General features: G+C 43.7%; 12 protein-coding genes, 1 pseudogene and 1 riboswitch. Of the genes and pseudogenes, 12 read left to right on the forward strand and 1 reads right to left on the reverse strand.

Annotated elements, in window-relative coordinates; all coding sequences use genetic code 11:
• Window positions 1–10 precede the first annotated feature (10 nt).
• The 6 genes from FHS10_RS05040 (at window position 11) to FHS10_RS05065 (ending at window position 7,739) form a co-directional block, all read left to right on the forward strand.
• Entirely contained in the window at window positions 11–679 is a 669-nt protein-coding gene (locus tag FHS10_RS05040) for a YceI family protein (protein ID WP_259088209.1), read from the forward strand.
• 192 nt (window positions 680–871) lie between these two features.
• Window positions 872–1,840, forward strand: coding sequence for a cytochrome-c peroxidase (locus FHS10_RS05045; RefSeq protein WP_259088217.1), 969 nt, complete (start codon window positions 872–874; stop codon window positions 1,838–1,840).
• A gap of 98 nt (window positions 1,841–1,938) precedes the next feature.
• On the forward strand, window positions 1,939–4,704 hold the full coding sequence (locus FHS10_RS05050; RefSeq protein ID WP_259088219.1) for a TonB-dependent receptor: 2,766 nt from the start codon (window positions 1,939–1,941) through the stop codon (window positions 4,702–4,704).
• Window positions 4,705–4,714: 10 nt separating this feature from the next.
• A complete protein-coding gene (locus FHS10_RS05055) occupies window positions 4,715–5,536 on the forward strand; it encodes a DUF4397 domain-containing protein (RefSeq protein ID WP_259088221.1) in 822 nt (273 codons plus the stop codon).
• Between the two features lie 113 nt (window positions 5,537–5,649).
• Window positions 5,650–6,384, forward strand: a complete 735-nt coding sequence (locus FHS10_RS05060) for a superoxide dismutase (protein WP_259088223.1) — start codon at window positions 5,650–5,652, stop codon at window positions 6,382–6,384.
• The gene (locus tag FHS10_RS05065; protein ID WP_259088224.1) at window positions 6,384–7,739 is read left to right on the forward strand and encodes a hypothetical protein; all 1,356 of its coding nucleotides are present in this window, start codon (window positions 6,384–6,386) and stop codon (window positions 7,737–7,739) included. The genes FHS10_RS05060 and FHS10_RS05065 overlap by 1 nt, the downstream gene beginning before the upstream one ends.
• A 277-nt stretch (window positions 7,740–8,016) precedes the next feature.
• Here FHS10_RS05065 and FHS10_RS05070 read toward each other — a convergent pair whose 3' ends face one another.
• Window positions 8,017–8,904, reverse strand: a complete 888-nt coding sequence (locus tag FHS10_RS05070; protein ID WP_259088226.1) for a PhzF family protein — start codon at window positions 8,902–8,904, stop codon at window positions 8,017–8,019.
• Between the two features lie 115 nt (window positions 8,905–9,019).
• On the opposite strand from FHS10_RS05070, the gene FHS10_RS05075 reads away from it, so the two are divergent.
• The 6 genes and pseudogenes from FHS10_RS05075 (at window position 9,020) to FHS10_RS05100 (ending at window position 13,562) form a co-directional block, all read left to right on the forward strand.
• Window positions 9,020–9,373, forward strand: a complete 354-nt coding sequence (locus FHS10_RS05075) for a winged helix-turn-helix transcriptional regulator (RefSeq protein WP_259088227.1) — start codon at window positions 9,020–9,022, stop codon at window positions 9,371–9,373.
• A gap of 326 nt (window positions 9,374–9,699) precedes the next feature.
• Window positions 9,700–9,966 carry a hypothetical protein gene (locus tag FHS10_RS05080; RefSeq protein ID WP_259088229.1) on the forward strand — a complete coding sequence of 89 codons (267 nt, stop codon included), beginning with the start codon at window positions 9,700–9,702 and terminating at the stop codon, window positions 9,964–9,966.
• 58 nt (window positions 9,967–10,024) lie between these two features.
• Window positions 10,025–10,118: riboswitch (TPP riboswitch) on the forward strand.
• Between the two features lie 80 nt (window positions 10,119–10,198).
• Window positions 10,199–10,405, forward strand: a pseudogene (thiS, locus tag FHS10_RS05085) (sulfur carrier protein ThiS); the annotation flags it as partial.
• Between the two features lie 17 nt (window positions 10,406–10,422).
• Window positions 10,423–12,306 (forward strand): phosphomethylpyrimidine synthase ThiC, encoded by a 1,884-nt coding sequence (gene thiC, locus FHS10_RS05090; RefSeq protein ID WP_259088231.1) that lies wholly within the window; start codon window positions 10,423–10,425, stop codon window positions 12,304–12,306.
• A gap of 7 nt (window positions 12,307–12,313) precedes the next feature.
• Entirely contained in the window at window positions 12,314–12,925 is a 612-nt protein-coding gene (locus FHS10_RS05095; protein ID WP_259088232.1) for a thiamine phosphate synthase, read from the forward strand.
• Entirely contained in the window at window positions 12,918–13,562 is a 645-nt protein-coding gene (locus tag FHS10_RS05100) for a thiamine phosphate synthase (RefSeq protein ID WP_259088234.1), read from the forward strand. Before FHS10_RS05095 ends, FHS10_RS05100 begins: the two co-directional genes overlap by 8 nt.
• Window positions 13,563–13,564 lie beyond the last annotated feature (2 nt).

Here is a 13,564-nt window from a genome sequence, read left to right on the forward strand (position 1 = left end):
AAAAACCACCATGACTAAATTATCAGGCGCTGTATTATTCACAGCATTCGTATCGCTAACCGCGTTTACACCATCGGCCATTAAAAGCGTTAAGCTTACAAAAGGAAAAGTTGTAACCATTAAAACTGTTGGCTCAACAAAAAAAGCTAAAGTATCAACCTTTAAGGTAGATAATGAGAGCAGTAAACTTACCTGGGCGGCAAAAAAAGCCACAGGCGATCATAACGGCGAAGTAAAAGTAAGTAACGGCAACTTTGCTCTTGAAAATAACGCGCTTAAAGGCGGTAGTTTCGACATCGACCTGAATACCATTACCGATGCCGACCTTACCGACCAGGCTTCAAATGATAAGCTGGTTAGTACTTTAAAAAGCGAAACCTTCTTCAATACAGAAAAATTTCCTAAAGCTAATTTTGTGATCTCATCGGCCACAAAAACTACAGGAAACCAATATGATGTAAAAGGCAAGTTGACTATTAAAGGTATCACCAACGAAGTAAGCTTCCCGGCAACTGTAGCAGTAAACGGCAAAAAATTGGCTGCAACCGCAAAGATCACCATTGATCGTACCAAGTACGATATCAAATTCCGCTCAAAAAACTTTTTTGAAAACCTTGGAGATAAGGTGATCTATGATGATTTCGATCTGAATGTGAACCTGAATGCCGTGGCCCAATAAGCGGTAGATATACACAATTAAATTAAAAATTCGGCCGCCAAAAATATGCCGCCAATAGGCGGATGGCCATTGTTTTGACCAAAAAAGCATTTAAAAACTCGTTTAAAGTTGGAAACGGATCCGTGAGCCGGGATATATTGAGTATCCCGGTGAATGGTCCGGATTTTAAAAGAACAAAAGTGCATACACGACATGAAAAAAGGATTTATACCGCTTACCATTACCGCTATTAGTATATTGATAGGCTCGATGAGCTTTGTAGGCACCAAAGATGATGTACAAACCAAAGAGCAACTGGGCGAAAAGCTATTTTTCGATCCGATACTGTCTGGCGATAACACCATCAGTTGCTCATCGTGCCACAAGCCGGAATTTGCATTTGCAGATACTGCTACGTTTAGTATTGGAATAAAAGGTAACCTTACTGCAAGAAACTCGCCCGGTTTAACAAACCTTTCCGGGCGTCCGCACCTGTTTTGGGACGGACGGGCGTCATCATTGGAAGAGCAGGCTTTAGGGCCAATCACATCGGCTACAGAAATGGGGCTGCCAATTGAGGATGCTGTGAAAAAATTAAATGACAATAAATACTATGCCGATGCATTTCAAAAGATATTTAAATCAGCACCCACCAAAGATAATTTGTTGAAGGCCATAGCCTCCTTTGAGCGCACGCTTGAAACATCCAACAGTCCGTATGACCGTTATATCAACGGCGATGATAACGCTTTATCTGTTTCGGCAGCACGTGGTCGCCTTTTGTTTATAGGTAAAGCCAATTGTAATAACTGCCACTCGGGCGAAGATTTTACAGCCGATAGGTTCAAAAGCATTGGGCTGTATAATGGTAAAGACTTGAATGACCCTGGCCGTTCAAAGATCACCAATAACAAAACGGAAGATGGCGAATTTAAAATTCCAAGCCTGCGCAATGTGGCAGTTACCGCTCCTTATATGCACAACGGAAAGTTTAAAACACTGAAGAGCGTGGTTGAATATTATAACAATCCATCGCTTGTTGTGAAGGATGGCATCAATCGTGACCTGTCATTGGATAAGCCATTAAACCTAAACGAAGGGGAGATAAACGACATTGTTGAATTTTTAAAAGCGCTTACCGACGATCGTTTTAAGCAAAAACTTGCCTCAAATATTAAATAAATTCCCATCAAATAAATAATTAATTACAGGCAAAGAATAAGTGTTGCGGTGCAAAAAGCACGGTAATAGCTGCTGCTTTGTCTAAAAACTATTGTAAAATGAAGAAAATTATACTCTTGCTTATATTTTTCAGCCTGGCATACGGGCAAAGTGTATTTGCACAAAAACGAACGGTGAGCGGAATTGTAACCGCTGCCGATGACAAGGCTCCTTTGCCTGGCGTATCCATCCGCATTAAAGGATTAAACGAAGGAGCCGTTACCAAAGCCGATGGTACTTTTAGTATAGTAGTACGTAATGGTAAATACCTGGTATTTTCATTTTTAGGATATGAAAGCCAGGAAGTGGAGATTGACGGACATAAAGAGTTCAATATTGTTTTAAAACCTGCGGGTAACGACCTGAACGAAGTACAGATTGTGGGCTCTCGCAATGCTAACCGAACCAAGTTAAATTCAGCTTCGGCAGTTGATGTTATCGATATCAAACCGCTGCTTGAATCGGCACCGCAGGCGAGTGTAACCCAGTTGCTGCAATATATTTCGCCATCGTTCCACTCTGTTAACGGCAGTAATGCGGGGGATGCCGGTTCGGCGCTGAGCCTGGCGCAACTGCGTGGCCTTGGTCCCGACCAGGTACTGGTGTTGGTGAATGGTAAACGCAGGCATAAAAGCGCCAATGTAAATTATGGTGGTTTAGGGAATGGTTCTACGGGCTATGATTTGAACTCAATTCCGTCGGGTTCCATTGATAGGATCGAGATACTGCGTGATGGCGCGGCTGCACAGTATGGCTCTGATGCCATTGCCGGGGTGATCAACATTGTACTGAAGAAAAAAACTGATGATCTGTCAGTAAACACTACAGGAAGTACCCGCAGGCGTGGTGATGGGGCAACAACCCGTACCAGCGTAAATTACGGTGTGGGCTTAGGCAACACGGGTGGTTATATCAACGCCACTGCCGAATATGCCACGCAGGCGATCTCATTGCCCGCAGGTAAGGCCGATGCCGGGTTGTACAACGGGCCTATTTATGGCGGCGGTGCCAATACCCGTGGATACGATGCCATTTATACCAAAGAAATTGATGATGCTATTCTAAAAAGCCGGGGTATCGACCGTCATTTTTTTGATCAGCGTGGCGGTGGGTCTAACGCGGGGCAGGACGCATTACTGTCTTTCAACGCGGGTTTCCCTTTAAATAAAACCACTGATATATACGCTTTTGGAGGTATCAGCAGTCGTAATTCGCAGTTCACGGCCGTTTACCGCTTGCCGGGATGGACATCACGTAACAATAACTTTATTTATCCCGATGGCTTTTTACCGGCCATGGAAAATAACATTGTAGATGGCTCTATAGCTGTAGGCATAAAAGGTAAGGTAGGCTACTGGAATGTTGATCTATCAAATGTGTTTGGGAAAAACAGTTTCAGCAACCGGGTAGATAATTCATTGAATGCCAGTCTTGGCTTAAAAAGCCCTACCAGTTTTGATGCCGGCAGGTATAACGCTGGTCAAAATACTACCGGCCTCGACTTTAACCGTTACTTTGAAAAGGTTTTGAAGGGCTTAAACGTTGCCTTTGGCGCGCAGCACCGGATTGAAAGCTTCCAGATCATAGCAGGTGAGGAAGCATCTTATTCTAAGGCAGATCAGCGTACTATTGTTGATGTAGATACTACGGTGGGTGGCATTCCATATTTGTCAAATGCCGGCGTAACATCATTGAACGGCCTGGCTGCAGGTTCACAGATCCATTTAGGTTTCCGGCCGGAGAATGCCGTGAATGTAAGTCGTTCGATAACTGCCGGCTACGCTGATGTGGAACTAAACGTAACCAAAGCCTGGCTGATATCGGGTGCCGGTCGTGCCGAGTATTTTTCAGATTTCGGTAATGTATTCACCTGGAAAGCTGCCACCCGCTACAGCTTTGCCAGATGGCTGAATATCCGGGGATCGGCCAATACAGGCTTCCGCGCGCCAGATTTGGCTCAGTCTTATTATACCTCGGTTTCTACCACGTTTCAGCAAGGCAGGGGCGTTGATATCTTAACAGCATCAAACCAAAGCGCGGCAGCAAGGGCTTTAGGGATCCCTAAGTTAACGCCCGAAAAGTCAAAAGGATACGCGCTGGGCCTTACCTCGGCACCGGGCAGTAATGTGGAGCTAACGGTAGATGCTTACCTCATCAATATTGATAATAGGGTAGGTAATACGGGTAACTTTACCTCCACAGATGCCAATTTACCGGCAGATGTTAAAACGCTTTTTCAACAAACAGGAGCGGCACAGGCTAACTTCTTTTACAATGAGTTCAGCACACGTACCAAGGGTATTGAATTTACCGGCAGCTACAAGGTGTTGTTAGATAAAGGGAATATTAACTTCCTTTTCGGCGGCAATTTCTCTAAAAATGAAGTGACCAAGGTTAATACCCCAAAAGGATTGGAAGCGTATAAAAATGTAATATTAAGTCCGGGTGAAAGAGCCAGGGTTACTACCAACATCCCTGCGCAAAAAATCAACCTGCAAGGTATTTACAGTTTAGATAAATTCACCTTCTTACTACGTACAGTTTACTTTGGCAAGGTGACCACAGCCTCGCTGCTTAGCGCCGCTGATCCGCTTAACCCTGTTTACTTTTATCAAAACCTTAAGCCAATCTGGGTAACAGACCTATCTGTAGGCTACAGGTTCACAGCCAAATTACAAGCTACCGCGGGCGTAAACAACGTGTTTAATATCCTTGGTGATTACACCGATCCATCTATTGCCGGTTTGCGTAACCCAACCGTTGTTGGTATACAAAACGGCAGCGCGGGCATTCAGCCATTTATTAAACTATCTGCTCATTTATAAGCTACATATCATGAATAAGAATCAACATAAAACTACCCTGATTAAAAGGGGATATAAGTTAACATTATTATTTGCCGGCGTGCTGCTTTTGGGTAGCTCCTGCAAAAAAACAGATTACCTGAATATCAACGATGCAAACAGGCCTTCGCTGGTTGCGCATATCAGCTTTGTAAATGCAAGGCCGGTAAATGTAGGCCTCCAGTTTTGGACGTATACTACCCAGGTAACCAAAACGGCTGTCGCTATCAATACCAAAAGCGATTATCTTGATACCCAGTTTGGCGATGTACAGATCAACATTACAGAGGGCACAAATACATCGTACAAAGCATCGCGCGAGTTTGGTAACAGCGCCACCTTTACAACAACCGGCGGCCCTAACGGCCCAATAGCTACGTACTATCACACCGTATTCGCTATAAAAAATACCAAAGCCACTGCCGATTCACTCATTTTGTTTTATGATGACCTGAGTGCGCCTGCCGTCGGTAAAGCCAAAATAAGGTTTGTGCACCTGGCACCAGGCAATGCCGCTGTCGATTTTGGAATTGCCGGGCAAACGGCCTTGTTTACCAACACGGTTTACGGTAGGGCAGGTGGATCTATCCTCTCCGGCACCGGAGAAAACGCCTGGTCAATTGGTCCGTTTGTTACGGTTGATGCAGGTACGGTCAATTTCGCGGTTACTAAAACTGCCGATCATTCCGCATTGAATATCCTCAACAATAAACTTAATAATGTAACACTTGCTGCGGGTAAAATATATACCATTTACATTAATGGTACGCCGGGAAGCACCGACGTTGGAGCTACAATCATAACGCATAATTAACAATGATACCGCACAAATAGCAGTGATTTAATAGATGTGCCTATAAAGCAGTCCCGGTTTTGGCCGGGCGGCTTTATTTTTTTAACCAGTAAACTCAATTAAATAATACCATCATGAAAAATAACAGTCGCAGAAAGTTCATTGAAAATACATTAAAGGCAACAGTTGCCGTAGCTGTAACCGGTCCGCTGATTTTAAACAGTGAAAATGTGATAGCCGCCCCCCAAAATATAACAACGGCACCCGGCGATGTGCTGAAGTTTTCGCAGGTTCCGCTGGGCTTCGACTATAAAGCGCTGGAGCCGCATATAGATGCGCTTACCAACGAAATACATTATACCAAACACCACGCGGCTTACATCAAAAATGTAAATGAGGCCATAATTGCCGAAAAACTAACTTTTACTACCGAGAAAGAATTTTTTGACCACGCGTCGCAGCTTTCGCCTAAAGCGCGTAATAATGGCGGCGGTGCCTGGAACCATAATTTTTTCTGGCAAAGTCTTACGCCAAACTCCGCCGCACCGGATGGAAAGATCAAAGATGCTTTGAACGCCGCATTCGGCTCCTTTGACCAGTTTAAAGAACAATTTACCCAGGCCGCGTTAACACGTTTTGGATCGGGCTGGGTATGGCTTGTAAATGTTAACGGTAAATTAACCATTGTCTCTACAGCTAACCAGGATAACCCTTTATTTGATAATGCTGCCTTAAAAGGTGCACCCTTACTGGCTTTGGATGTTTGGGAGCATGCCTATTACCTTAAATACCAAAACAGGCGCAATGAATATGTAGCCGGCTGGTGGAATGTAATTAACTGGAACGAGGTTAATAAAAGATTGGGCTAATGGCAAATACAAATGATTTTGCCGGCCCCGGCTGGGCATGGTATAACCGGCTCCTTTTAAGAGCATTTATTGTTTACGCAGCAATAACCGTTATACCACTTACCCCATCTTTTTATAGCCAGGACTTTGATGCCGGTTTTTCGGTAGTTAATTACCCCTGGCGCTGGCTCGATGTGCTTAGCCAGAATAACCCCTGGTTTTTTAGCGGCCAGGGTGGTAAAAATTACGGTGGCTGGTTAATTACTCTGCTGGGCTGTTTTCTTGTTGGCGCGGTGTGGTTATGGGTTGAAAAGCAAATTAATAAGAATAAAAACATATTGGATATTGATACCGGTGATGCCCGTCTTTACAACCTGTTCTTTGTTTTGGTGAGATACCAGGTTGCTTTAAGAATGTCGTGGTTTGCCATTGCCAAAGTATTTCCTGTTCAAATGCCTTTTCCAACCATCAGCCAGTTGAATACCAATTTAGGCGATTTTACGCCCGGAAAACTTTACTGGCTTACTACGGGAGTATCGCCGTTCTTTGAGGTTTTCGCGGGTGTATTTGAATTAACAGCTACTGTGCTCATTCTATTCCGCCGTACGGCTACATTAGGCGCCCTGATGATGATCGCTATCCTGCTTCCTATATGGTTTGTAAATATTGGGTATGATGCCGGGGTTGAGCTTGCAAGCCTGCACCTGTTGCTATTATCCCTGCTGTTACTGGCTAAGGACGCAACTAAGTTCTGGCAATTGCTCATTGAGCATAAAGAGGCGGCCATCAGCTATATTCAGCCGCCGGTTTTTTCGCAGCGATGGAAAAGGGTAGGGCGTATTATTCTTAAGGTTGGTTTTATTTTTATTTTCCTGTTCTATCGCGGTTATCATTACGGAAAGCTGTATGCAGCAGGTAAAACATTTAAATTGCCGCTTGATAATGGAGTAGCCAGCTTTACCGGGTTTTATAATGTGGAGGAATTCAGGATAAATAACCGAATTATCCCGTATGCTCCTGATGATACCTTACGCTGGCAAAATGTGGTTTTTGAAAAATTCAACACCATCAGTATTAAAGTTGTCAAACCTTTTAAGCTAAATACGGAAAATAAGATTCGTACAACAGAGTATTATGGTAACATAGGAAGGTTGTTTTATGGATATGATGCGGATACGGTTAAACACGTATTAATATTGAAAAACCGCGCAGATACCAGTGAAAAAGTTGTGTGGAATTATACAGCCCCGAAGCCAGGCCGGTTTATTTTAAGAGGATTAGACGGACATAAAGATTCGGTTTATATCGTGCTCAACCGTGTTGACCGGCAATACCCGCTTGCCGTAAAAAGAAATACCAAGGTTAAGGGCGACTGATAAGGTGTTTATAACAACGTTTGTCATCCTGAACGCAGTGTAGGATCTTCTTCGCTATAAAAGTCTGCGATGAGCAGGGAGAAGAAGATACTTCGTTTTTACCTATGAAAAGTCCACCATGTCATTGCGAGGAACGAAGCAATCTCATGCTCTACAGGGCGGACTTGCACAGTTCGCGATTGCTTCGTTCCTCGCAATGACATAGCGTTATATTGTCATTCGCCCCTTAGAGTCCGCGGATTTTACAACTCAGGATGACAAACTTTTATGCCACCGCTTACAACAACAACAACTTGCCTTCCATCACAATAACCGATGAACCACTGATCCATATGCCATCATCGGCAACGTTTACGTGAATGGTTGAGGGTTGGTCAACGTAGGTCCCTTGCAAAATTCTGTAATCCTGGGTTGTTTTAATGTAACCAAGCTGGTGCAGGTAGCCGGCAAGCGGACCTGCTGCTGTCCCCGTTGCGGGGTCTTCATCAATGCCAATACCAGGGTTGAAAAATCTTGTCTCGGCAAGGATATCGCTTTCGGTATCCTGGGTAGTAAACAAATAACAGCCTTCAAAGCCATATGTTTCTGAAGCTTTTTTTAACAAGGATCTATTGGAAACCGCGTTTTTTAGTGCAGCTACATTTCGTACGGGTACCATCAAATGCGCTACTTCTGTTTGTACTATGTTAATGTCCCATCCGTTTAAGTCGAGGTCTTGGATGCTTAATCTGGTAGCCTGGGCAATGATTTGGGCAGGTACAGTGCCCACTACGCTGGCCGGTTTCTGTTTCATACCTACATAGGGAAGGCCATTTACTTCGGTGATTTTTAGCGGGATTTCAATGTCCTTAATTTTAACGCGGGGAACGCCCTGTTGATTTTTAAAGATATCCCATTTTTTGATCAGCGCCAGGCAAACTGCACCCAAAAGGTTATGCCCGGCACCGGCAACTTCAAATTTAGCCGGAGTGAATGACCGTACCTTGAAAATGTTTTCCGTTTCATCATAATACACAAATGAGGTTTCTGAATAACCGAATTCTCTCGAAATATCATAATACTGCTGTATATCAAGTTCGGAATTGATGTAAACAACAGAAAGTTGATTGCCTTTGTAGCGCTGATTGGTAAACACATCCAGCACGTAATAATCTAATTGTGTCATATTTTCAAAAGTTACTATTTAATTCTGATCAAAATTAAAAGCCAAATGTTGGTTATCTTTATGAGTTAACAGGAGGTAACCGGTTACCTCCTGTTAACTATCTTATATTTGAATAATGAAGAATGCAGATAAAAAAGAAGTAACCTGCGAACAGGAATTGGCGGCTATCCGCGATAGCCTGGAAATTTTAGGTGGCAAATGGAAACTGAGGATCATGCGGCATCTGAACAACCACATCAACGAGGTCAACACTTTTAAAAAAATTCAGCGCGAAGTAGAAGGAATATCCGCGAAAATGCTTTCAAAAGAACTGCAGGACCTGGAAATCAACCTGCTGGTTACCCGCACGGTAATGGACACAAGACCCGTGACCGTGAGTTATGCGATAACAGCATACGGACAGAGTGTTTTCCCGGTAACAGAAAGCCTGGTTGAGTGGGGTTTAAACCACCGGGAACAAATCAAATAACTCAAAAGCATTGATCAATATCCGTCCCCATCAAATCAATGCAAGTATAACCGTGCTATTGTAGGCTTTTACGTGCGCCCTTTGTGTGCTATCCTTAATTTATTATTCCCCATCGAAAAGACTTTAACTTAGTAACTCAAGGCGTTAATTTTATTAGGGAATTTGTCTTCTTTGTTTTAATAACTGCTTGTTTTACAGCGTATTCGTGCTTTGGCTAATTGCTTCGCCTGTAACGCCCTGCATGCTAACTTCAGATTTGCTTCAAATTTGAAGTTTAACTTAGTCAAATTCTAAAAAGCCATTTCGGGAAAAGTTACTAAAGAAGCATGATCAATCAATCCCAATTCAGAGCCTCTAAATCGCGAATCACCAGGCAACAGGAAGATAATAACCAGATACTCGATCAGATTGTGGAGTTTATTGTAAACCTCGACCTGGAAAGCGACGCGGAAACCATCTGGATGCAATTGAAAACCCAGGGTGTTGATATAAGCATCAGCTCGTTTAATAACAAGTTGAAAATATTAGTCGATGCCGGCCTGGTAATCAAAAGGTCGGAGGGGTACAATAAACATTTTTATAGCACGGCATAGCTATTAAATATTTTTGAAAGGAATTTAAACAGTTTCTGAGATCTTTTCTATAAGTTTACCGCAACTTTAGGGGTGTCCTTTACTGGACTGAGATAATACCCTTTGAACCTGATGCAGTTAGTACTGCCGAAGGGAAAAGTGACGACAACTTTACGCGATATCTTTATTTGATATTTAGTTGTTATTTCTTTCCTCCATACGGGGCCATTCCTAAAAGTTATTTTTTAGACTCAGAATGGAAATAACCGTAAATCAACAAACTTACCAGGTTGCCGATGTTTGCAGTGTGCAGCATTTGCTTACAGCTGTGTTAAAAAACGCTGTTAAGGGCATTGCTGTGGCTGTTAACCAGGCCATCCTTTCTAAAGCCAGCTGGGAAACGCATCTCCTCAGTCCCGGCGATCATGTAATTATCATTAAAGCCACTCAAGGCGGCTAATCCTAAAATCGAAACCAATGAAACAAGAAAAAATTCCAACAGACCAGGTGTTGACTACTGCACCTTTTCCGGCCTCTAAAAAGGTTTTTGTACAGGGACAATTGCACGATATTAAGGTAGCCATGCGTGAAATTAGCTTAAGCGATACCAGGCTTCATGGCAGGTTTGGGGAAACCGAACCTAATGCGCCTGTAACGGTGTACGATACCAGCGGACCCTATACAGATGTGAATGCCGATATTGATGTAAAAAAGGGTTTGCCGCGTCTGCGCAATAAATGGATCATAGATAGGGGCGATGTAGAACAGCTTGCCCATATTTCATCGCATTATGGGCAGCAGCGGTTAAATGATAAAAGTTTAAACAACCTGCGTTTTAACCATACCACAAAGCCATTTCGCGCTAAGGCGGGGATGAACGTATCGCAAATGCACTATGCAAAAAAGGGCATTATTACGCCCGAAATGGAATATATCGCCATTAGGGAAAACCAGCGTATTAATCTTTTAAAAGAACAGCTTAACGGGCAATACGATGTGATGAACCACCAGCACCAGGGCCATAGTTTTGGTGCAAATACCCCTAAGGGTTATATTACGCCAGAGTTTGTGAGGCAGGAAGTAGCCGCCGGCCGGGCGGTGATCCCATCCAACATCAATCACCCTGAAATAGAACCCATGATTATCGGGCGTAATTTTTTGGTAAAGATCAATGCCAATATCGGCAACTCGGCTGTAACCTCCAGTATCGAAGAAGAAGTGGAAAAAGCGGTATGGGCCTGCCGCTGGGGCGCTGACACCATTATGGACCTATCTACCGGCAAAAACATTCACGAAACCCGCGAGTGGATCATCCGTAATTCACCGGTGCCTATTGGTACAGTTCCTATTTACCAGGCATTAGAAAAAGTAAACGGCAAAGCCGAAGATCTGACCTGGGAATTGTTTCGCGATACTTTAATTGAACAGGCCGAGCAAGGCGTTGATTATTTCACCATTCACGCCGGTGTTTTATTGCGTTACGTGCCTTTAACGGCAAAGCGCATTACCGGCATTGTATCCCGTGGCGGTTCTATCATGGCTAAATGGTGTTTAGCTCATCATAAAGAGAATTTTTTATATACGCATTTTGAGGAGATCTGCGAGATCATGAAAGCTTATGACGTATCGTTTTCTTTAGGCGATGGCTTACGTCCGGGTTGTATTGCCGATGCTAACGATGCAGCGCAATTTGGTGAATTGGAAACTTTGGGCGAATTAACCAAAATAGCCTGGAAACACGATGTGCAAACCATTATTGAAGGCCCTGGTCACGTACCGATGCACCTGATCAAAGAAAATATGGAGAAACAATTGCAGTATTGTTCTGAAGCTCCATTTTACACCTTGGGACCCTTAACTACGGATATTGCGCCAGGGTATGATCATATTACCTCGGCAATAGGCGCGGCCATGATTGGCTGGTTTGGCACCGCTATGCTGTGTTATGTTACGCCAAAAGAGCACCTGGGTTTGCCTAACAAAAAGGATGTAAAAGATGGGGTGATCACCTACAAGATTGCCGCCCATGCCGCTGATCTGGCAAAAGGTCACCCCGGCGCGCAATACCGCGATAATGCCTTGAGTAAAGCCCGTTTTGAATTTAGGTGGGATGACCAATTCAATTTGTCGCTCGATCCGGATACGGCTAAAGAATTTCATGATGAAACTTTGCCTGCCGAAGGCGCCAAAATAGCTCACTTCTGCTCTATGTGTGGTCCTAACTTCTGTTCGATGAAAATTACGCAGGATGTAAGAGAATATGCCAAAGAAAATGGTGTGGCCGAAGAAGATGCGCTGACAACGGGAATGGAGCAGAAATCAAAGGAATTTGCCGAAAAAGGGAGCGAAATCTATTTATAATACTGAAATGGAGCTGATCATTATATCTGCCCCTGAGGTAATTGCCGACGAGGCGACTATCATCAACCGGCTTTTCGAAACCGGCATGAGTCGTTTCCACCTGCGCAAACCCAGCTGGGATATCAAGCAGGTAAGTGATTTATTGATGCGGATCGACAAATCGTTTCACGGGCAAATGGCTTTACACCAGTATCATGAAATGGCCGGATACTTTGCGATTAAAGGATTGCATTACAAGGAAGAGGAGCGCATCCGCACGTCGCCCGAAAAACTGATTGGGCAAAAAGAACAAGGATACATATTAAGCACCTCTGCTCATGATTTGCAGGTATTACCATCACTGGGCGCATTTGATTATGCTTTTTTTGGGCCGGTATTTAACAGTATTTCCAAGCCAGGCTACGAGGGTAAGGTTTTGAAGCCATTTTATTTGGATAAAACGGGTATCGGTCAGCAAGTGATCGCTTTGAGTGGCATAAACGAAACTAATTTGAATAAAGTTAAGGAAATGAATTTTGACGGTGCCGCTGTATTGGGGGCGATTTGGAACAATCCGCAGCAGGCGGTTGCCAACTTCAACAATTTAAAAACCTTAACAAAAACTAAACCAGATGATTGACAGACTGCATTATATATCGCAACAACCAGCGAATGGCACACATATTACCGCTATAAAAGCCGCGCTTAAAGCCGGTGCTAAATGGATTCAATTAAGGGTTAAGGAGCAACCAAAGGAAGATATTCTTGAATACGCGTTATACGTTGGTGAGCTATGCAACGAATATGGCGCTAAACTAATTGTGAATGATCATCCCGAAATTGCGCTGAAGGCGGGCGCTTACGGCCTGCACCTGGGCTTGGATGATATGCCGGTTAACCAGGCCAGGGCCATTGTAGGTAAAGACATGGTTATAGGTGGCACAGCAAATACGTTTGAACACATCAGGCAAAGGGTTGCCGAGGAGGTAGATTATATAGGCCTTGGGCCGTACCGGTTCACCAAAACCAAACAAAAACTCAGCCCGATATTGGGCCTGGATGGTTATGCCGAAATTATCAAAAAAGTGAAACTGGCAGGCATTCAAACACCAATAATTGCCATAGGCGGTATTGAACAACACGATATAAGCGCCATTATGCAAACAGGTTTATATGGTGTAGCCGTTTCTGGTGCCATTACTTATGCAACTGATGCTGAAACAATGGTTAAACAGATGTATCAGCAGCTAAACAGCACTTATTTGTTAGAGGTTTAAAT

The sequence above is a fragment of the Mucilaginibacter dorajii genome (assembly GCF_024808255.1).
Taxonomy (GTDB): Bacteria; Bacteroidota; Bacteroidia; order Sphingobacteriales; family Sphingobacteriaceae; genus Mucilaginibacter; species Mucilaginibacter dorajii.